Source organism: Pseudomonas sp. GOM6 (genome assembly GCF_029537485.1).
In the GTDB taxonomy this organism is placed as follows: domain Bacteria; phylum Pseudomonadota; class Gammaproteobacteria; order Pseudomonadales; family Pseudomonadaceae; genus Aquipseudomonas.
Genome location: NZ_JARPUS010000002.1, coordinates 46588 through 64863, shown reverse-complemented (window position 1 = coordinate 64863; position 18276 = coordinate 46588). Strand labels below are relative to the sequence as shown.

Here is an 18276-nt window from a genome sequence, read left to right as displayed (position 1 = left end):
GCCCCTCCCCTTCAATTTCGATTATTTTCGCGAGGTTCTACAGCCTCGCTACCCAACTGGCGCACCGCAATGTAACGCTCGCTACGCCGAGTGCGATCTTGCACCTGGCCGACCAGCTGCCCGCAGGCGGCATCGATATCGTCACCACGCGTGGTGCGTACGGTGACGTTGAAACCAGCCTTGTGCAACAGATCCTGGAAGCGACGGATAGCGTTGTTGCTCGGCCGTTCGTAACCGGAGAAGGGGAAGGGATTAAACGGAATCAGATTGATCTTGCAAGGAAAATCCTTGAGAAGTGCGATCATCTGCGCAGCATGTTCGGGCTGGTCGTTGACGTCCTTGAGCAGCGTGTACTCGACGGTCAGGAAGCGTTTCTCGCCCAAACCCTCGATATAACGGCGGCAGGAAGCCAGCAGCACGTCCAGAGGATACTTCTTGTTGAGCGGCACCAGTTGGTTGCGCAGCTCGTCGTTCGGTGCGTGCAGCGACAGGGCCAGGGACACGTCGGTAACGGTCGCCAGCTTGTCGATCATGGGCACCACGCCGGAGGTGGACAGAGTCACCTTACGCTTGGAAATGCCATAGCCCAGATCATCCATCATGATCTGCATGGCGGGTACGACATTGTCGAAATTCAGCAGGGGCTCGCCCATGCCCATCATCACCACGTTGGTAATGGCACGGTCGATCTTGGCTGGTACGGTGCCGAAGGACTTATTGGCGATCCACACCTGGCCGATAATTTCCGCGGCAGTCAGGTCGCTGTTGAAGCCCTGCTTGCCGGTGGAACAGAAACTGCAATCCAGCGCACAGCCGGCCTGCGAGGACACACAGAGGGTGCCACGGCCGCCTTGCGGGATATATACGGTCTCGACGCAGCTACCGGACGCCACGCGCACCACCCACTTGCGGGTGCCATCGCTGGAGATATCCTGGCTGACGATCTCGGGACCGCGAATCTCGGCGCAGGCACTGAGCTTTTCGCGCAGAGCCTTGCCGAGATTGCTCATGGCGTCGAAATCCTCTACGCCAAAGTGGTGAATCCACTTCATGACCTGACCGGCACGGAAACGCTTTTCCCCGATGCTCTCGAAGAAGCTTTCCATTTCAGGCTGGGTCAACCCCAGCAGGTTGGTCTTGGCTACATCAGTCATGGATTCACCCTCGCCGGTTCGCGTTTAGCGAATGCGAGCGCACACCTCGGTGGCGGAGAAGAAGTACGCGATCTCGCGAGCGGCGGAAGCCTCGGAGTCGGAACCGTGTACGGCGTTCTCGTCGATGGAAACGGCGAAATCGGCGCGGATGGTGCCGGCAGCAGCTTCTTTCGGGTTGGTGGCGCCCATCAGCTCACGGTTCTTCAGGACGGCGTCTTCGCCTTCCAGTACCTGGACGATGACCGGACCGGAGGTCATGAAGGCAACCAGGTCCTTGAAGAAGCCGCGCTCGCTGTGCTCGGCATAGAAGCCAGCAGCTTCGCGTTCGGACAGCTGAACCATCTTGGAAGCGACGACGCGCAGGCCGGCCTTCTCGAAACGGGTGGTGATTTCACCGATTACGTTCTTGGCAACGGCATCGGGCTTGATGATGGAGAAAGTGCGTTGAACAGCCATGTGAAGCTCCAGAGTTAAAGCGAAAAATTAAACCCGCGAATTATACGCGGGTTAGGGGGAATTGCGTAGGGTGGCGCCCGAGGGCGCCGCAGCTCAGTCGAGCTCTTCGATCCAGGCGGCCTGGATGGCCTCCAGCACCTTCTCGCCGCCGCGCTGTGGATCGTCGGAGAAATCCGGCAAGTCCAGTACCCAGCGATGAAGATCGACGAAGTTGACGTAACGTGGATCGACATCCGGCTTGCTGTCCGCCAACTCGATGGCGATATCCAGCACATCAGTCCATTTCAGGCTCATGACAGCTCCTCGAGTCAGTGCGGCGCTTCAGCGGCGTGGTTGAGCGAGTACTTGGGAATTTCGACGGTCAGATCTTCAGTACCGACGATAGCCTGACAAGCCAGGCGCGACTGCGCCTCCAGCCCCCAGGCCCGGTCGAGGAAGTCCTCCTCCAATTCGTCCGCTTCTTCCAGCGAGTCGAAGCCCTCGCGAATGATGCAGTGGCAGGTCGTGCACGCACACACACCACCGCAAGCACTCTCCATTTCGATGTGGTGCTCATGGGCAAGCTCAAGAATGGATGTACCTGGCTCAGCCTCGACGACCATGCCCTCGGGACAGAACTTCTCGTGAGGCAGAAAAATGACCTGCGGCATTGCGCTTATTCCTCGAGTTCGTTGAGTCGACGCCCGGACAGGGCCGCCTTGACGCTGGCATCCATCCGCCGCGCGGCGAAGGCATCGGTAATCTGGGCCAGGCGCTTGGTCTGCTGCTCGATGGCATGACTGTCATCGCCCGCGACCAGGCTGCGCAGCTCATCCATGGCGACCTGGATTGCAAGCCGCTCATCACTATCCAGCAGACGCTCGCCATCAACATCCAGCGCGGACTGCACAGCCTCAAGCAGGCGCTCGGCCTCGACCTGCTGCTCACGCAGCGCGCGCGCCGCCTTGTCACCCCCTGCATTGCTGAAGGAGTCCTGCAGCATGCGGGCAATCTCGCCATCAGTCAGGCCGTAGGACGGCTTGACCTGAATACTGGCCTCGACACCCGAACCCAGCTCACGCGCCGCAACACTGAGCAAGCCATCGGCATCGACCTGGAAGGTCACGCGAATCTTCGCCGCCCCAGCAACCATGGGCGGAATGCCACGCAGCTCAAAGCGCGCCAGCGAACGGCAATCCTTGATCAGCTCACGCTCACCTTGCAGCACATGCACGGCAAGGGCCGTCTGGCCATCACGATAGGTGGTGAAATCCTGCGCACGCGCCACCGGAATAGTGGTGTTGCGCGGAATGATCTTCTCCATCAGGCCGCCCATGGTTTCCAAACCCAGGGACAACGGAATCACATCGAGCAGCAGCAGCTCTTCTCCATCGCCGCGCTGATTGCCGGCCAGCGTATCGGCCTGAATAGCGGCGCCAATGGCAACCACCTGATCGGGATCGATATCAGTCAAAGGCTCACGCCCGAACAGCTCGGCAACCGCCTGACGCACACGCGGCACCCGGGTTGAACCACCCACCATAACCACCGCCTCGACCTCGTCGAGCTCGATATCGGCGTCGCGCACCGCACGACGGCAGGCCTTGAGGCTACGCGCAATCATCGGCTCGATCAGCGACTCGAAGTGGCCGCGCGTCAGCCGCCCGGACCAGCCGCCATAAACAACCTGCACCTCATCGCCAGCGGTCAACGCTTCCTTGGCCACACAGGCAGCCTGCAACAGACTACGCTGAGCCGCAGGATCCAGGTCACTGGAAAGCCCGGCCTGCTCGATAATCCAACCGGCAATGGCATGATCGAAATCATCACCGCCCAAGGCGCTATCGCCGCCGGTAGCCAACACCTCAAACACACCCCGACTCAGACGCAGGATGGAAATATCGAATGTACCGCCGCCCAGGTCGTAGATAGCCACGACACCTTCGGCGCCTTTATCCAGACCGTAAGCCACGGCGGCGGCCGTAGGCTCATTGAGTAAGCGCAGCACACTGAGCCCGGCCAAGCGGGCAGCATCCTTGGTCGCCTGGCGCTGGGCATCATCGAAATAGGCCGGCACCGTGATCACCGCCCCGACCAGCTCGCCACCCAGCACGCCCTCGGCGCGCAGGCGCAGCTCACGCAGGATGTCCGCCGACACCTCAACCGGGCTCTTCGCCCCCTGCACCGTCTCGATGAACGGCATGTGTGATTCGCCTTCGGCGAAGCGGTAGGGCAACTGCTCGCCGAGCTGCTTGACATCGGACAGGCCGCGCCCCATCAGACGCTTGACGGACGAGACGGTATTCAGCGGATCCTGGGCGGCAGCCGCCTTGGCCGACAGACCGATCTCGACACGATCTGCGTGATAACGCACCACGGACGGCAGAATCACCTGCCCAGCAGCATCAGCCAGCGGCTCGGAAAGACCACTGCGCACGGCAGCGACCAGCGAATTGGTGGTGCCAAGGTCGATACCCACGGCCAAACGGCGCTGGTGGGGTTGCGGGCTCTGCCCGGGCTCGGCGATCTGCAATAGGGCCATGGTGCTCTGAATGTCAGGCGCGCAACGCGAAGCTGCGCCGGGTTAATCGTCGAGGCGCTCTTCCAGAGCGCGCACTTCATGAGCCAGCTTATCGAGGAATTGCATGCGGCGAACCAGGCGCTCAGCCTCGGCGCGCCGGGCAGCGTCATCCCAGCAGGCAGCGAAAGCCTGGTCCAGCTCATCCTGAGCCAGCTTGAGTCGCTTCTTGAACGCAGAAACGCCGGAAAGATCAGCATCGTCCTGCAGATCTTCCAGCTCCTCCCTCCACTGCATTTGCTGGAGCAGGAAATCGGGATCCTGCACCGTCACCTCGAGCGGCAACTCTCGGCCACGCAGTGCCAGAAGATAAAGCGCCCGCCGCGGAGCACTCTTGAGCGTCTGATAGGCATCATTGAGGCTTGCCGACCGCTCCAGCGCCAGGCGCTGCTCACGCTCACCAGCATCAGCGAAACGGTCCGGATGCACAGCCTTGGCCAGCTCACGATAGCGCGCAGACAGCTGAGCCAGATCCAGGCAAAAATCCGGCTTCAGATCGAACAGGGCGAAATGACAGGGACTACCCACGCAAGCCTCAGACGTTGAAGCTCTCGCCGCAGCCGCATTCGCCACGCACGTTGGGGTTGTTGAACTTGAAGCCCTCATTGAGGCCTTCCTTGGTGAAGTCCAACTCGGTGCCATCGAGGTAAACCAGGCTCTTCGGGTCGATGATGACCTTCACGCCATGGCTTTCGAATACCTGATCTTCAGCCGCCAGTTCGTCGACGAACTCCAGCACATAGGCCAAGCCGGAACACCCCGTAGTGCGCACACCCAGGCGAATACCCTCACCCTTGCCGCGCCCTTCGAGGGAGCGCTGCACATGGCGAGCGGCAGCTTCGGTCATGGTAATGGCCATAGCAACTCCTTAAGGCTTAGAGCAGGCCTTTCTTCTGCTTGTAATCACGCACGGCAGCCTTGATGGCATCTTCGGCGAGCACAGAGCAGTGAATTTTCACCGGCGGCAAGGCCAGCTCTTCGGCCAGCTGGGTATTCTTGATGGTTTCGGCTTCGTCCAGAGTCTTGCCCTTCATCCACTCGGTGGCGAGGGAGCTGGAGGCGATGGCCGAGCCGCAGCCATAGGTCTTGAACTTGGCATCTTCGATCACGCCCTGCTCATTGACCTTGATCTGCAGGCGCATGACGTCGCCGCAGGCCGGAGCACCAACCATACCGGTGCCGACATCAGGATCCGCCGCATCCATCTTGCCGACGTTGCGCGGATTCTCGTAGTGGTCGATGACCTTATCACTGTACGACATGGTGTAATTCCTCTCTCATCAGGTGCCGCTCTGCAGGCGACTACAAACTCAGTGTGCCTGCCATTCGACCTTGGACAGATCGACACCCTCTTTGAACATATCCCACAGCGGCGACAGCTCACGCAGCTTGTTCACCGCACCGGCCACCTTGCTGGCGGCGTAGTCGATTTCTTCTTCGGTAGTAAAACGGCCGAAGGTGAAGCGAATCGAGCTATGCGCGAGCTCGTCGTTGCGCCCCAGCGCACGCAGCACGTAGGAGGGCTCCAGGGAGGCGGAAGTACAGGCGGAACCGGAAGACACCGCCAGATCCTTGAGCGCCATGATCAAGGACTCGCCTTCGACATAGTTGAAGCTCAGGTTCAGGTTGTGCGGCACACGCTGGGTCATGCTGCCATTGATGTACAGTTCTTCCATGCCCTCGACCTGCTTATAGAAACGGTCACGCAGGGCCAGGATGCGCTGATTTTCCTGAACCATTTCTTCCTTGGCGATGCGGAAAGCCTCACCCATACCGACGATCTGGTGGGTCGCCAGGGTGCCGGAGCGCATACCGCGCTCATGACCACCGCCATGGATCATCGCCTCGAGACGGACGCGCGGCTTGCGGCGCACATAAAGCGCACCAATGCCTTTCGGACCGTAGGTCTTGTGGGCAGAGAAGGACATCAGGTCGACCTTCATGGTCTCCAGATCGATCGCAACCTTACCGGTGGACTGCGCCGCATCGACATGGAACAGAATGCCGCGCGAGCGGGTCAGCTCGCCAATGGCAGCGATGTCGTTGATGGTGCCAATCTCGTTATTGACGTGCATGATCGACACCAGAATGGTGTCCTCACGCAGGGCCGCCTCAACCATAGCGGGCGTGACGATGCCATCCTCGCCCGGCTCGATATAGGTCACTTCGAAACCTTCGCGCTCCAGCTGACGGGTAGTATCCAGAACCGCCTTGTGCTCGATCTTCGACGTGATGATGTGCTTGCCCTTGCTGCCATAAAAATGCGCAACACCCTTGATGGCCAGGTTGTCGGACTCGGTGGCGCCGGAAGTCCAGACGATCTCGCGCGGATCGGCATTGACCAGCTCAGCGACCTGACGGCGTGCATTTTCTACGGACTCTTCAGCCTTCCAGCCGAAAGCATGGGAGCGCGACGCCGGATTTCCGAAGTTGCCATCCACCAGCAGGCATTCGCTCATTTTCTGCGCCACACGCGGGTCGACCGGAGTGGTGGCGGAGTAATCAAGGTAAATCGGCAATCTCATCAGGTATCTCCTATTCAGGCAGGCGCCCTGCTCACTCGATGGCGGACGCTTCTATCTTGTCCAGCTGCGGCATCATGCCGCTGCGGCGGCGCTGATCCTGACGCAGTGCGACTTCCTGCACCTCGCGCCGGGTTACCAGATCAGCCAGACTGATGCCGCTGAGAAACTCGTGAATCTGTTGACTGAGGTCGCACCATAGGTGGTGTGTCAGACAGGTGTCTCCTGAGTGACAATCACCCATGCCCTGGCAGCGGGTTGCATCGACCGACTCATTGACCGCATCGATCACCTGAGCCACCTGAATTACCCGCATGTCACGGGACAGCTGATAACCACCACCCGGACCGCGCACACTGCTGACCAGATTGCCGCGGCGCAACTTGGCGAATAGCTGCTCCAGATACGACAGGGAAATACCCTGCCGCTCGGAGATATCCGCTAGCGATACCGGCCCACTCTGAGCATGCAGCGCAAGATCGAGCATGGCAGTCACGGCGTAACGGCCTTTAGTAGTCAGACGCATGGTTTCGCACCACGGGTGAAACTGAGTTGCTGCGATTATCGCCTTTTCCGACTATTTAGGTCAACTATAAGACCAATCAAAACAGTCAGGTATAACGGCAGCACGGGGCGCGAATCATAGCAGAGTCTGCCAGAGTCAGGCAGCCGGCTTGTCGCCTTGCTCCTTGCAGACCCCGACGAAGTCTTCATCCCGCAGCTCCGGCAGATCCTTGGCACAGTAATCACTACCGAGAGCCTTGAGCGCCGAGCACATACCCTCCAGACGCCCATCCACGGCATGCAGGTGATCAAGCAACTGACCAATGGCACGCGCCACCGGATCCGGCATGTCCTGACCAACGCCATAGGCGTCGAAACCCAGCTTTTCAGCCATCGCCTGACGTTTGGCCTCTTGCTCATCATCGCTCTTGACGATGATCCGACCAGGAATCCCTACCACCGTAGCACCCGCCGGCACCGCCTTGGTCACCACCGCATTGGAGCCCACTTTAGCTCCCGCACCGACAGTGAACGGGCCCAGCACCTTGGCACCCGCCCCCACGACCACACCATCCTCCAGCGTCGGGTGACGCTTGCCCTTGTTCCAGCTGGTGCCACCTAGGGTGACCCCCTGATAGAGCGTCACGTCGTCACCAATTTCCGCCGTCTCGCCGATAACGATGCCCATGCCGTGATCAATGAAGAAGCGTCGACCGATCTTGGCCCCTGGGTGAATCTCGATACCGGTCAGCCAGCGACCGAAATTCGACACCACCCGCGCCAGCCACTTCCACCCTGCACCCCACAAGGCATGGGCAACACGATGCAGCCACACGGCATGCAAGCCGGGATAGCAGGTCACCACCTCAAAAGCATTGCGCGCCGCAGGGTCACGATGGAAGACGCTCTGGATATCCTCGCGCATACGCTCAAACATCTTCTTCTCTCCGCTTGTGGGACTCGCCACGCGCCGCCTTCTGAGTTTCCGTGAGAATGCCGCGCAGGATGTTCATTTCCAGCTTGCTGATACCCGAGCGCCCATAGAGGCGGCGCAGGCGCGACATCAAGTGGCGCGGCTTGGCAGGATCAAGGAAACCGATATCCACCAAGGTAGTCTCAAGGTGCCCATAGAACAGTTCCAGTTCGTCAGTGGTCACTGGCTGCGTATTCAGCATCGCGGTGGTTTCCACCTTGCTCATCTTGGTCGGCTGACCTTGAATCGCCAGCCAAGCCATGCGCACCTCATAGGCCAGAACCTGCACGGCAGCCGCCAGATTCAGCGAGCTGAAATCCGGATTTGAAGGAATATGCACATGAAACTGACAGCGCTGCAGCTCTTCATTGGTCAGGCCGGCATATTCACGCCCGAACACCAGCGCCACCTCACCACCCTGCTCCACATGCTGCAGAGAAGTCGTTGCGCATTCACGCGGATCGAGCAACGGCCAGGGAATTCGACGATCCCGCGCACTGGTGCCCAGCGCCACGCTGCAACCCACCAACGCTTCCTCCAAGGTATTCACAACCACGGCGGAGTCGAGAATATCGGTCGCGCCCGAAGCACGCGCCACCGCCTCACCACTGGGAAAGTCCAGCGGATCGACCAGTACCAGGCGCGACAGCCCCATGTTTTTCATGGCCCGCGCAGCGCCGCCTATGTTGCCGGGATGACTGGTATTGACCAGAACCACACGAATATTCTGCAGCACGCTCGCCCTGCCAATAATGCAAAAGGGCTATGGATGTTACAGAAGGCCACAGCCCAATGCCATGCACCGCAATATGCCGGCTGCGTAGAAAAAGCTAGTCTGCTAGAATGCTCGGCTTTCTTCTTTAACGACCCAGGTAACCTTCCATGCAGCCTATGCTGAATATCGCGCTGCGCGCTGCGCGCAGTGCCGGCGAACTGATCATCCGCTCCGTCGAACGCCTGGACGTCATCTCGGTCAACGAGAAAGATGCCAATGACTACGTCAGCGAAGTCGACCGCGCCGCCGAACAGACCATCATCCAAGCGCTGCAGAAGGCCTACCCGAACCACGGCTTCGTCGGTGAAGAGAGCGGCGTCATCAAAGGCAGCGGCGAAGGCGCTGACTACCAGTGGATCATTGACCCGCTGGACGGCACCACCAACTTCCTTCGCGGCGTACCGCACTTCGCCGTGAGCATCGCCTGCAAATACCGTGGTCGCCTGGAGCACGCAGTGGTGCTCGACCCAGTACGCCAGGAAGAGTTCACCGCCAGCCGTGGCCGCGGCGCCGCCGTCAATGGGCGCCGCATCCGCGTCAGCAATCGCAAAAGCCTGGACGGCGCACTGCTGGGCACCGGCTTCCCATTCCGCGCTGAGCAGGTCGACAACCTCGACAACTACCTGGGCATGTTCCGCAGCCTGGTCGGCCAGACCGCCGGCATCCGCCGCGCCGGCGCCGCCAGCCTGGACCTGGCCTACGTCGCCTCCGGTCGCTATGACGCCTTCTGGGAGTTCGGCCTGTCGGAATGGGACATGGCTGCTGGCGCCCTGCTAATCCAGGAAGCTGGCGGCCTGATCAGCGACTTCAGCGGCGGTCACGAATTCCTTGAGAAAGGCCAGGTGGTCGCCGGCAACACCAAATGCTTCAAGGCCGTGCTGACTGCCATCCAGCCGCATCTGGCCCCCTCAATGAAGCGCTGATCGCTAGCCAATAAAAAAGCCGCCCTAGGGCGGCTTTTTTATTGCTGGCAAAATCTACTGAGCAGCCTGGGTCAGCACCAGCTGCCCCTCCTTGTTGACCGGAATCTGCGAGCCAGGATCACGATCCATACGCACCTGCCCGACCTTGCCGTCCAGCTGATACTTCACGTCATAGCCGACCACTTTCTCGCTCGTATCCGTAACCGTGCTGCAGCGGGTCTCGGTCGTGGTGTAGGTATCACGCTCCTGCATACCCTCCTGCACCTTGTTGCCGGCATAACCACCGCCGACAGCACCTGCCACGGTGGCAATCTTCTTACCGCTGCCGCCACCGACCTGGTTGCCGAGCAAGCCACCCACTACTGCACCAATGGCAGTACCGGCGATCTGATGCTGATCCTTGACGGGAGCCTGACGTGTAACGGCGACGTCTTTACAGACCTCACGCGGGGTCTTGATGGTTTCCTTGACCGGCTGCACGGCCAGTACTTCTGCATAGCTTGGGCCGCTGACCAGGCTGTAAGTGGCGACTGCACCGCCGGCAGTGACACCTACCGCACCCAGCACCGCACCCACGATCATCGACTTGTTCATCTCGCCCTCCTCAGGCTTTAACGAGCGTTTTTCGCCCTTGCTCTCAGCCTTGGAAAGCTAAAGCCTGGCGCGAGTTCCACGAAAGGCAAATCGACACCGATAAATGGGACAACCTTCACAGGCCAGAAACGACAAGGCCCGGCATATGCCGGGCCTTGCTCAGTGGCGCGCCTCAAGGACGCTCGTCAACCTCTTCGACTACCGGAGGAATCAGATCATCACGGGTCAGTTTCAGCCAAACAAGCAGCGTGCTGGCGATATACACCGACGAGTAGGTACCCGCAGTCACACCAATAAACAGCGCCAGCGAGAAGCCCCACAGGTTTTCACCACCGAAGACCATCAACGCAATTATCGCCAGCAAGGTGGAAACCGACGTCGCCAAGGTCCGCAGCAGGGTCTGAGTGGTCGAAATGTTGATGTTCTCGATCAGCTCCGCCTTGCGCAGCACGCGGAAGTTCTCGCGAATACGGTCGAAGACCACAATCGTATCGTTCAGCGAGTAGCCGATCAGCGCCAAGACAGCCGCCAGCACCGTGAGGTCGAAGGGAATCTCGAAGAAGGAGAACACCCCGAGCGTCACGATCACGTCGTGAATCAGCGACACGATGGCACCAAAACCGAACTTCCACTGGAAACGAAATGCCACGTACACAAGGATTCCGCCCAACGCGAGGAGCATGCCCAGGCCACCCTGGTCACGCAGCTCTTCCCCCACAGCCGGCCCGACGAACTCCACACGCTTGACACTGAAAGTCTCGCCACTGACCTTGGCCAGATCAGCCGCCAGTTTGCTGCCCAGTTGCGGGTCATCGCCCTGCAGGCGCACGACCACATCGGTAGTGGCACCGAAATGTTGCACCACAGCACTGCCGTAGCCTACTTCCGCCAGCTGGCTACGCACCTTGGCCAGATCGGCCGGCTGCTCGTAGGACAGCTCGATCAGCGCACCACCAGTGAAGTCCAGGCCGAAATTGAGCCCCTTGACCGCCAGGCTACCGAGCGAGATCAGGGTGAGCAGCACAGTCACGGCAAACGCCACGTGGCGAATGCCCATGAAATTGATTACACGTTTCATCGCAACACGCCCCTTAGATCCACAGCTTCTTGAAGTCACGACCACCGAAGATCAGGTTGACCATGGCACGGGTCACGAAGATAGCGGTGAACATCGAGGTGATGATGCCGAGCGACATGGTCACGGCGAAGCCCTTGACCGGGCCGGTCCCCATGGCGAACAGGATGCCACCGACCAAAAGCGTGGTCAGGTTACCGTCGATGATCGCCGAGAAGGCCCGATCGAAGCCCTCGTGAATGGCCCGCGCCACCGACATGCCGTTGGCGATCTCTTCGCGGATACGCGAGAAGATCAGCACGTTGGCGTCCACGGCCATACCCATGGTCAACACGATACCGGCGATACCGGGCAGCGTCAGCGTCGCGCCGAGCGCCGACATCAGCGCCAGCAGCACCACCATGTTCAGCCCCAGAGCAAAGGTCGCCAAAATGCCAAAGAAGCGGTAGATGGCGATGATGAACAGCGACACGAAGAGCATGCCCCAAAGCGACGCGTCGATACCCTTGGCGATGTTGTCGGCACCCAGGCTCGGGCCAATGGTGCGCTCTTCGGCAAAGTACATCGGCGCCGCCAGACCGCCAGCCCGCAGCAGCAGCGCCAGCTCGGAAGACTCACCCTGACCGTTCAGACCGGTAATGCGGAACTGGCTCCCCAGCGGCGACTGAATGGTCGCCAGGCTGATGATCTTCTTCTCTTCCTTGAAGGTCTGAACCGGCACTTCCTTTTCGACGCCGTCGACCACCTGCTTGACATAGCGGGTCAGCGGTTTCTGCTCGATGAAGATCACCGCCATGCTGCGCCCGACATTGTTGCGGGTGGCACGATTCATCAGATCGCCGCCATGGCCATCAAGACGAATATTGACCTGCGGACGACCGTTCTCGTCGAAGCTGGCCTGGGCATCGGTCACCTGATCACCGGTGATGATCAGACTGCGCTCCAGATCCACCGGCGGACGGCCCGACTCACGGAACTCGAAGGACTCGGTCGAGGCACGCGAAGCGTCAACATCAGCCTGCAGACGGAATTCCAGGTTGGCGGTCTTGCCGAGAATACGCTTGGCCTCGGCGGTGTCCTGCACACCCGGCAGCTCGACCACGATGCGGTTGGCACCCTGGCGCTGCACCAGCGGCTCGGCCACGCCCAGCTCGTTGACCCGGTTGCGCACGGTGGTCAGGTTCTGCTTGATCGAGTACTCGCGTATCTCGGCCAGCTTGGCCTGCGTCATCGCCAGGCGCAGCACCTGCTGACCATTGCGCTCTTCACTGGTCAACTCGAAATCATTGAAGCTCTTGCGAATCAGGCTCTGCGCCTGCTCCAGCTGCTCGCTGTCGGCAAAGCCGAGGAGGAAAGCAGTGTCCTGCGCCGGCAAACTACGGTAGCGCACGCGCTCCTTACGCAGCAGACTCTTGACCTCGCTCTCGTAGACCTTGAGGCGAGCATCCAGCGCCTTGTCCATATCCACTTCGAGCAGGAAATGCACACCGCCGGATAGGTCCAGACCCAGCTTCATCGGGCCAGCACCCAGGTTACGCAACCAGTCCGGAGTGGTGGGCGCGAGATTGAGCGCCACTACGTAGTCGTCGCCCAGGACCTTGCGCGCCAACTCCTTGGCTGGCAGCTGATCGTCCTGCTTGACCAGGCGCAGCAAGGCACCCTTGCCCTCCTTGGTCAGGTCGGCCGCCTTCACCGCAATGCCCGCTGTTTCCAGCGCCTGACTGACACGGTCGATATCGCCCCGGCTGATCTCGGTTGCGGTACTGACGCCACTGAACTGGATGGCCGGATCGTCCGGATAAAGATTGGGTGCGGAATAGATGAAGCCGATCACCAGCACAGCCAGGATCAGCAGGTACTTCCACAGGGGAAATTTATTGAGCATGACGCCGCCCGTTATGACACGGGGCGCTAGAAGCGCCCCGTAGTGGTGAACAAAGAATCGTTAGATGGCTTTCAGCGTGCCTTTCGGCAGAGTGGCCGCGATGGCCTGCTTCTGGAACTTCAGTTCGACGTTGTCGGACACCTCGATCACCACGAAATCGTCGGCTACCTTGGTGACCTTGCCGGCAATACCGCCGCTGGTCACAACCTCGTCACCCTTCTGCAGGCTACCGAGCAGATTCTTATGCTCTTTGGCGCGCTTGGCCTGCGGACGCCAGATCATCAGATAGAAGATGACCAGAAAGCCGATCAGAAACACCCACTCGAAGCCACTACCAGCAGGACCAGCGGCAGCTGCCGGAGCGGCGGCATCGGCGTAAGCGGCGGGAATCAGAAAGCTCATGGAACACTCCTATCAAAGGTCGGGAATCGAACTATTTATTATCTGCACCCGCACGCGGCCGGCGGGCTAGGTCGACACTTAATGGGGTGCCGCCCAGCCTATTTCAATGCGGATGCAACTAAGGGCTCGAGAGGCGGCGTTGATTGGCCGCGCTTGGCATAGAAGGCATCGACGAAGTCGGCCAATTTACCCTGTTGAATAGCCTCGCGCAAACCAGCCATCAGGCGCTGATAATGGCGCAAGTTGTGGATCGTATTAAGCATGCTACCCAGCATTTCACCGCATTTATCCAGGTGATGTAGATAGGCACGGGAGAAGTGTTTGCAGGTGTAACAGTCGCACGCGGGATCCAACGGCGAGTTGTCGTGCTTGTGCACCGCGTTGCGGATCTTGATCACACCTGTGTCCGTGAACAGGTGGCCATTGCGCGCGTTACGCGTCGGCATCACGCAATCGAACATGTCCACACCGCGACGCACACCCTCGACCAGATCTTCCGGCTTGCCAACCCCCATCAGATAGCGGGGCTTGTCCGCCGGCATGTGTGGCGGCAGAAAATCCAGCACGCGGATCATCTCTTCCTTGGGTTCGCCCACGGATAGACCGCCGATGGCCAGGCCGTCGAAGCCGATCTCCATCAGCCCCTCCAGCGAGCGCAAGCGTAACTCCTCGTGCATGCCACCCTGAACGATGCCAAACAGCGCCGATGGATTGCCCTCATGAGCGTTCTTCGAACGCTTGGCCCAGCGCAGCGACAGCTCCATGGAGCGCTTGGCCACCTCGAAATCGGCCGGATAAGGCGTGCACTCATCGAAGATCATCACGATGTCCGAGCCGAGATCGCGCTGGACCTGCATGGACTCTTCCGGCCCCATGAACACCTTGGCGCCGTCCACAGGCGAGGAGAAGTAGACGCCCTCTTCCTTGATCTTGCGCATGGCGCCCAGGCTGAACACCTGGAAACCGCCGGAATCGGTGAGGATCGGTCCCTGCCACTGCATGAAATCGTGCAGATCGCCATGACGCTTGATCACCTCGGTGCCCGGGCGCAGCCACAGGTGGAAGGTGTTGCCCAGGATGATCTGCGCACCGATGTCCTCGACATCGCGCGGCAACATGCCCTTGACCGTGCCATAAGTACCCACCGGCATGAACGCCGGGGTCTCCACCACGCCACGCGGGAAAGTCAGTCGACCACGGCGAGCACGTCCGTCGGTGGTCAGCAACTCGAAGGACATATGGCTCATGGGGTTTCCTCGGGGCCACGCGGGGCGGGATTACGGGTAATGAACATGGCATCGCCATAGCTGAAGAAGCGGTACTGCTCGCGCACCGCCTCCGCATAGGCGGCCATAGTTTCCGGATAGCCAGCAAAAGCCGAAACCAGCATCAGCAAGGTCGACTCCGGCAGATGGAAGTTGGTCACCAGGGCATCGACCACATGGAAGGGTTTGCCCGGATAGAGAAAGATGTCGGTATCGCCGCTGAACGCCTTGAGCTCACCATCACGCGCCGCACTCTCCAGCGAGCGCACGCTGGTAGTACCTACCGCGACCACCCGCCCACCACGGGCACGACAGGCCACCACGGCATCGACCACGGCCTGCTCGACCTGCAGCCATTCGCGGTGCATGTGGTGTTCCTCGATGCGCTCGACCCTGACGGGCTGGAACGTACCGGCGCCGACGTGCAAGGTCACAAACGCCGCCTCGACACCCTTGTCCCGAATCGCCGCCAACAGCGCTTCGTCGAAGTGCAGTCCTGCCGTAGGCGCCGCCACGGCACCCGCCTTGTCACGATCGGAGTAGACCGTCTGGTAGCGCTCGCGGTCAGCAGCTTCGTCGGGGCGATCGATATAGGGCGGCAACGGCATGTGCCCCACTCGATCCAGCAACGGCAGTACCGGTTCGGCGAAGCGCAGCTCGAATAGAGAATCATGGCGCTGCAGCATCTCGGCTTCGCCGCCGCCTTCCACCTGAATCAAGGTGCCCGGCTTGGGCGCTTTGCTGGCACGCACATGCGCCAGAACGCGATATTCATCCAGCACCCGCTCGATAAGCATTTCCAGCTTGCCGCCCGAAGCTTTCTGGCCGAACAGCCGCGCAGGAATCACTCGGGTGTTGTTGAACACCATGAGATCGCCGGGCTGCAGGTAATCGAGCAGATCAGGAAACACACGATGGGCTAGGGCACCGCTGGCGCCATCGAGCACCAGCAGGCGACTGCCCCTTCGCTCAGCCAGCGGATGGCGGGCGATCAGGGCATCGGGAAGGTCAAAATGAAAGTCGGCAACACGCATGGTCAGTCAGTCTCGCGGGGGCGAAGAGCTTACCGGAAAGCAACCCCATCTGGCCATTCGGGCCGATTGACCGCCTCTATTCGCCTCCCTATACTGCGCGCCCATCGTGCCTCGGTGGCGGAATCGGTAGACGCGGCGGATTCAAAATCCGTTTTCGAAAGAAGTGAGAGTTCGAGTCTCTCCCGGGGCACCACGATATTCCCTCCTTTACCCCCTGCAGACCTCTGGAATCAGCCTTTCCAAGAGGGTTGGCAAACGCGTTTGAGTTAGCGTAGAGTTGGCCAACTGTGTTTGCATGGGTCGCCTTGAATCGTGACCTGGTGCAGTAGATCCTAGATCCGCTACATCCCGCTCGACTTCTCTTACTCTCTGCAACCAGTTCCAGCCCTCTCGTGCCAGAAGCACAAGAGGCTGTCATCAACTCTAGTTTCAAGGAAATAAGACAATGTCGAATCGTCAAACCGGCACCGTCAAATGGTTCAACGACGAGAAGGGCTTCGGCTTCATCACCCCCGAGAGCGGTCCGGATCTGTTCGTGCACTTCCGCGCTATCGAAGGTTCGGGCTTCCGTAGCCTGAAAGAAGGCCAGAAGGTCACCTTCGAAGCCGTGCAAGGCCAGAAAGGCATGCAAGCTGATAAGGTTCAGGTTCTGGCCTAATCGCTTCAGCTGCGAAAAAGCCCCTGATGGCAACATCAGGGGCTTTTTTGTGCCTGCCGTTTTGACCCCGTACAATCCTGCGCAGTTTTCCTGCTGCCGAGCCCCACATGCCCAAGCACATGCTGCGCCCGCAAGGCGATTTCCCCAGCGCCGGCCTGATCCGACGCCTCGCCGCAATGTTCTATGACTTCCTGCTGTCCGTCGCCCTGCTGATGGTCACCACCCTGCTCTACAAAGTGGTGCAAATGGGCATCTACGGCCAGGAACAGCTTCGTCAGATGTCCGATGCCGGCGCCCTGGACGGTGACCCACTGCTCTCAACCCTGTTGGTAATGACGCTATTCGCCTTCTTCGCCAAGTTCTGGACCCATAACGGCCAGACGCTGGGCATGCAGGTGTGGGGCTTGCGCATTCAGAACGCCGACGGCTCGGCCATTAGCCTGTGGCAAGCACTGCTGCGCTTCGTCGTGGCCATCGGTTCCTGGCTGTTCCTGGGTCTGGGCTTCTTCTGGGTGCTGTGGGACAGAAAAAAACGCAGCTGGCACGACATCTACTCGGACAGCCTCGTGGTGCAACTGCCCAAAGGCATTCACAAGAAGACCTAATCGGCTATAGCTCCGGCAGCAGCACGTTACTCATTAGCCAGGCAGTAGCCAGCGCCCCGGCCACGCACAGCAACGCACCGCCAGCCGCCTGCCAGTAGAAACCCCTTGCCAACTCGTCTTCCCCCCGCGTGGAGAGAATGAAGGGGTAAGCCTCCCCAGGCCGGCGCAGCTGGTGGTGCACCGGCGCTTCACCTCGCGCCTGCTGGCGGCGTTGCGCTTCGACGCGAGCCGACTGACGCATACGCTCCCACTCGGCCGGGTCCAACCGGCCATCGCCATTGCTGTCGAAACGCTGCAGCAACCCGGCGAAGTCGCTCTTCCACTCTCGCACCACGGCGCCCTGGGCCAGGGTCAAGTCGAAGGCCTCGCTACCCCCCTTGGTGCGGAAGTCGCCGATGGCATAGAGCGGCTGCCCTGCATGCAGACGCTCCTCGGTGTAGCGATATTCGCTCCCCGCCGAGAACAGACGACCGAGCAGGCTGCCGCGCCCGCTCAGGCCACGCGGATGCCGCTCGCTGCCACGCCAGACCTGGCGCGTACTGACCCGCACCTCGGCACCGGCCGGGTTGATCAGGCACTCGCCGGTACCGTCCTTCAGCCGCAGCCATGCCTCGCTGGTGCCGCGTTCCACCACCCTCCAGGAGCGCCGCTTGCCGTTGCTGTCATACTCCTCGATCTTGAATCGCCACCATAGGCAAGGCGTGCCGCTCAACGGTGCCTCGACCTCGCCACCCTCCAGCGCATGCAGCACGCCGTACAGCTCGACGTAGCCCTGGGCCGCAGAGCGGATCTTCGAGGTCGGGGTATTGAGCAGAAAGCGCGCTTCCGAAACGCGCTTGACGAACCACCAGCCGCCGCCGGCACAGGCGCCGACACTGAAGGCCATGCTGATGG

22 protein-coding genes and 1 tRNA gene are annotated in these 18276 nt (G+C 60.5%); 4 read left to right on the top strand and 19 right to left on the bottom strand.

Annotated elements, in window-relative coordinates:
* Positions 1-11 precede the first annotated feature (11 nt).
* The 12 genes from rlmN to trmJ all read right to left on the bottom strand — a co-directional run bounded on the left by rlmN (position 12) and on the right by trmJ (position 8902).
* Positions 12-1154, bottom strand: a complete 1143-nt coding sequence (gene rlmN / locus P7A97_RS02900) for a 23S rRNA (adenine(2503)-C(2))-methyltransferase RlmN (RefSeq protein ID WP_277688437.1) — start codon at positions 1152-1154, stop codon at positions 12-14.
* Between the two features lie 24 nt (positions 1155-1178).
* Positions 1179-1610 (bottom strand): nucleoside-diphosphate kinase, encoded by a 432-nt coding sequence (gene ndk, locus P7A97_RS02895; RefSeq protein WP_043308688.1) that lies wholly within the window; start codon positions 1608-1610, stop codon positions 1179-1181.
* 93 nt (positions 1611-1703) lie between these two features.
* The gene (gene iscX, locus P7A97_RS02890; RefSeq protein WP_277688436.1) at positions 1704-1904 is read right to left on the bottom strand and encodes a Fe-S cluster assembly protein IscX; all 201 of its coding nucleotides are present in this window, start codon (positions 1902-1904) and stop codon (positions 1704-1706) included.
* Positions 1905-1918: 14 nt separating this feature from the next.
* Positions 1919-2260, bottom strand: a complete 342-nt coding sequence (fdx, locus tag P7A97_RS02885; protein WP_277688435.1) for an ISC system 2Fe-2S type ferredoxin — start codon at positions 2258-2260, stop codon at positions 1919-1921.
* Positions 2261-2265: 5 nt separating this feature from the next.
* Positions 2266-4131 carry a Fe-S protein assembly chaperone HscA gene (gene hscA / locus P7A97_RS02880; protein ID WP_277688434.1) on the bottom strand — a complete coding sequence of 622 codons (1866 nt, stop codon included), beginning with the start codon at positions 4129-4131 and terminating at the stop codon, positions 2266-2268.
* 42 nt (positions 4132-4173) lie between these two features.
* A complete protein-coding gene (hscB, locus tag P7A97_RS02875; RefSeq protein ID WP_277688432.1) occupies positions 4174-4695 on the bottom strand; it encodes a co-chaperone HscB in 522 nt (173 codons plus the stop codon).
* A 7-nt stretch (positions 4696-4702) separates the two neighbouring features.
* Complete coding sequence (gene iscA, locus P7A97_RS02870) at positions 4703-5026, bottom strand: iron-sulfur cluster assembly protein IscA (RefSeq protein ID WP_277688431.1); 324 nt, start codon at positions 5024-5026, stop codon at positions 4703-4705.
* A gap of 16 nt (positions 5027-5042) precedes the next feature.
* Positions 5043-5429, bottom strand: a complete 387-nt coding sequence (gene iscU, locus P7A97_RS02865; RefSeq protein WP_277688430.1) for a Fe-S cluster assembly scaffold IscU — start codon at positions 5427-5429, stop codon at positions 5043-5045.
* Between the two features lie 48 nt (positions 5430-5477).
* Positions 5478-6692, bottom strand: a complete 1215-nt coding sequence (locus tag P7A97_RS02860) for an IscS subfamily cysteine desulfurase (protein WP_277688429.1) — start codon at positions 6690-6692, stop codon at positions 5478-5480.
* A gap of 31 nt (positions 6693-6723) precedes the next feature.
* The gene (iscR, locus tag P7A97_RS02855; RefSeq protein WP_277688428.1) at positions 6724-7215 is read right to left on the bottom strand and encodes a Fe-S cluster assembly transcriptional regulator IscR; all 492 of its coding nucleotides are present in this window, start codon (positions 7213-7215) and stop codon (positions 6724-6726) included.
* A gap of 135 nt (positions 7216-7350) precedes the next feature.
* The gene (cysE, locus tag P7A97_RS02850; protein WP_277688427.1) at positions 7351-8130 is read right to left on the bottom strand and encodes a serine O-acetyltransferase; all 780 of its coding nucleotides are present in this window, start codon (positions 8128-8130) and stop codon (positions 7351-7353) included.
* Complete coding sequence (gene trmJ, locus P7A97_RS02845) at positions 8123-8902, bottom strand: tRNA (cytosine(32)/uridine(32)-2'-O)-methyltransferase TrmJ (protein WP_277688426.1); 780 nt, start codon at positions 8900-8902, stop codon at positions 8123-8125. Before trmJ ends, cysE begins: the two co-directional genes overlap by 8 nt.
* A 146-nt stretch (positions 8903-9048) precedes the next feature.
* Between trmJ and suhB the strand changes: the two genes are divergently transcribed.
* Complete coding sequence (gene suhB / locus P7A97_RS02840; protein WP_277688425.1) at positions 9049-9864, top strand: inositol-phosphate phosphatase; 816 nt, start codon at positions 9049-9051, stop codon at positions 9862-9864.
* Between the two features lie 54 nt (positions 9865-9918).
* Here suhB and P7A97_RS02835 read toward each other — a convergent pair whose 3' ends face one another.
* From P7A97_RS02835 to queA, 6 genes are all read right to left on the bottom strand, one after another.
* A complete protein-coding gene (locus P7A97_RS02835; protein WP_277688424.1) occupies positions 9919-10458 on the bottom strand; it encodes a glycine zipper 2TM domain-containing protein in 540 nt (179 codons plus the stop codon).
* Between the two features lie 172 nt (positions 10459-10630).
* Positions 10631-11536 carry a protein translocase subunit SecF gene (gene secF / locus P7A97_RS02830; RefSeq protein WP_277688423.1) on the bottom strand — a complete coding sequence of 302 codons (906 nt, stop codon included), beginning with the start codon at positions 11534-11536 and terminating at the stop codon, positions 10631-10633.
* A 13-nt stretch (positions 11537-11549) separates the two neighbouring features.
* Positions 11550-13418: a protein translocase subunit SecD gene (gene secD / locus P7A97_RS02825; RefSeq protein WP_277688422.1), complete on the bottom strand. Its 1869-nt coding sequence runs from the start codon at positions 13416-13418 to the stop codon at positions 11550-11552.
* A 60-nt stretch (positions 13419-13478) separates the two neighbouring features.
* Entirely contained in the window at positions 13479-13820 is a 342-nt protein-coding gene (gene yajC, locus P7A97_RS02820; RefSeq protein WP_277688421.1) for a preprotein translocase subunit YajC, read from the bottom strand.
* Between the two features lie 98 nt (positions 13821-13918).
* Complete coding sequence (gene tgt, locus P7A97_RS02815; RefSeq protein ID WP_277688740.1) at positions 13919-15058, bottom strand: tRNA guanosine(34) transglycosylase Tgt; 1140 nt, start codon at positions 15056-15058, stop codon at positions 13919-13921.
* Positions 15059-15063: 5 nt separating this feature from the next.
* On the bottom strand, positions 15064-16119 hold the full coding sequence (queA, locus tag P7A97_RS02810; RefSeq protein WP_277688420.1) for a tRNA preQ1(34) S-adenosylmethionine ribosyltransferase-isomerase QueA: 1056 nt from the start codon (positions 16117-16119) through the stop codon (positions 15064-15066).
* A 108-nt stretch (positions 16120-16227) separates the two neighbouring features.
* Between queA and P7A97_RS02805 the strand changes: the two genes are divergently transcribed.
* The 3 genes from P7A97_RS02805 to P7A97_RS02795 all read left to right on the top strand — a co-directional run bounded on the left by P7A97_RS02805 (position 16228) and on the right by P7A97_RS02795 (position 17382).
* Positions 16228-16312: transfer RNA gene (locus tag P7A97_RS02805), tRNA-Leu, on the top strand.
* 252 nt (positions 16313-16564) lie between these two features.
* A complete protein-coding gene (locus tag P7A97_RS02800; protein ID WP_044406025.1) occupies positions 16565-16777 on the top strand; it encodes a cold-shock protein in 213 nt (70 codons plus the stop codon).
* Between the two features lie 107 nt (positions 16778-16884).
* A complete protein-coding gene (locus P7A97_RS02795; protein ID WP_277688419.1) occupies positions 16885-17382 on the top strand; it encodes an RDD family protein in 498 nt (165 codons plus the stop codon).
* 4 nt (positions 17383-17386) lie between these two features.
* On the opposite strand, the gene P7A97_RS02790 is transcribed toward P7A97_RS02795, so the two are convergent.
* Entirely contained in the window at positions 17387-18268 is an 882-nt protein-coding gene (locus P7A97_RS02790) for a GIDE domain-containing protein (protein WP_277688418.1), read from the bottom strand.
* Between the last annotated feature and the right edge of the window lie 8 nt (positions 18269-18276).

Coding starts and splice junctions, on each gene's coding strand:
- rlmN (WP_277688437.1), bottom strand. CDS start 1,154: ATGACTGATGTAGCCAAGACCAACCTGCTGGGGTTGACCCAGCCTGAA.
- ndk (WP_043308688.1), bottom strand. CDS start 1,610: ATGGCTGTTCAACGCACTTTCTCCATCATCAAGCCCGATGCCGTTGCC.
- iscX (WP_277688436.1), bottom strand. CDS start 1,904: ATGAGCCTGAAATGGACTGATGTGCTGGATATCGCCATCGAGTTGGCG.
- fdx (WP_277688435.1), bottom strand. CDS start 2,260: ATGCCGCAGGTCATTTTTCTGCCTCACGAGAAGTTCTGTCCCGAGGGC.
- hscA (WP_277688434.1), bottom strand. CDS start 4,131: ATGGCCCTATTGCAGATCGCCGAGCCCGGGCAGAGCCCGCAACCCCAC.
- iscA (WP_277688431.1), bottom strand. CDS start 5,026: ATGGCCATTACCATGACCGAAGCTGCCGCTCGCCATGTGCAGCGCTCC.
- iscU (WP_277688430.1), bottom strand. CDS start 5,429: ATGTCGTACAGTGATAAGGTCATCGACCACTACGAGAATCCGCGCAAC.
- P7A97_RS02860 (WP_277688429.1), bottom strand. CDS start 6,692: ATGAGATTGCCGATTTACCTTGATTACTCCGCCACCACTCCGGTCGAC.
- iscR (WP_277688428.1), bottom strand. CDS start 7,215: ATGCGTCTGACTACTAAAGGCCGTTACGCCGTGACTGCCATGCTCGAT.
- cysE (WP_277688427.1), bottom strand. CDS start 8,130: ATGTTTGAGCGTATGCGCGAGGATATCCAGAGCGTCTTCCATCGTGAC.
- suhB (WP_277688425.1), top strand. CDS start 9,049: ATGCAGCCTATGCTGAATATCGCGCTGCGCGCTGCGCGCAGTGCCGGC.
- P7A97_RS02835 (WP_277688424.1), bottom strand. CDS start 10,458: ATGAACAAGTCGATGATCGTGGGTGCGGTGCTGGGTGCGGTAGGTGTC.
- secF (WP_277688423.1), bottom strand. CDS start 11,536: ATGAAACGTGTAATCAATTTCATGGGCATTCGCCACGTGGCGTTTGCC.
- secD (WP_277688422.1), bottom strand. CDS start 13,418: ATGCTCAATAAATTTCCCCTGTGGAAGTACCTGCTGATCCTGGCTGTG.
- yajC (WP_277688421.1), bottom strand. CDS start 13,820: ATGAGCTTTCTGATTCCCGCCGCTTACGCCGATGCCGCCGCTCCGGCA.
- tgt (WP_277688740.1), bottom strand. CDS start 15,058: ATGTCCTTCGAGTTGCTGACCACCGACGGACGTGCTCGCCGTGGTCGA.
- queA (WP_277688420.1), bottom strand. CDS start 16,119: ATGCGTGTTGCCGACTTTCATTTTGACCTTCCCGATGCCCTGATCGCC.
- P7A97_RS02800 (WP_044406025.1), top strand. CDS start 16,565: ATGTCGAATCGTCAAACCGGCACCGTCAAATGGTTCAACGACGAGAAG.
- P7A97_RS02795 (WP_277688419.1), top strand. CDS start 16,885: ATGCCCAAGCACATGCTGCGCCCGCAAGGCGATTTCCCCAGCGCCGGC.
- P7A97_RS02790 (WP_277688418.1), bottom strand. CDS start 18,268: ATGGCCTTCAGTGTCGGCGCCTGTGCCGGCGGCGGCTGGTGGTTCGTC.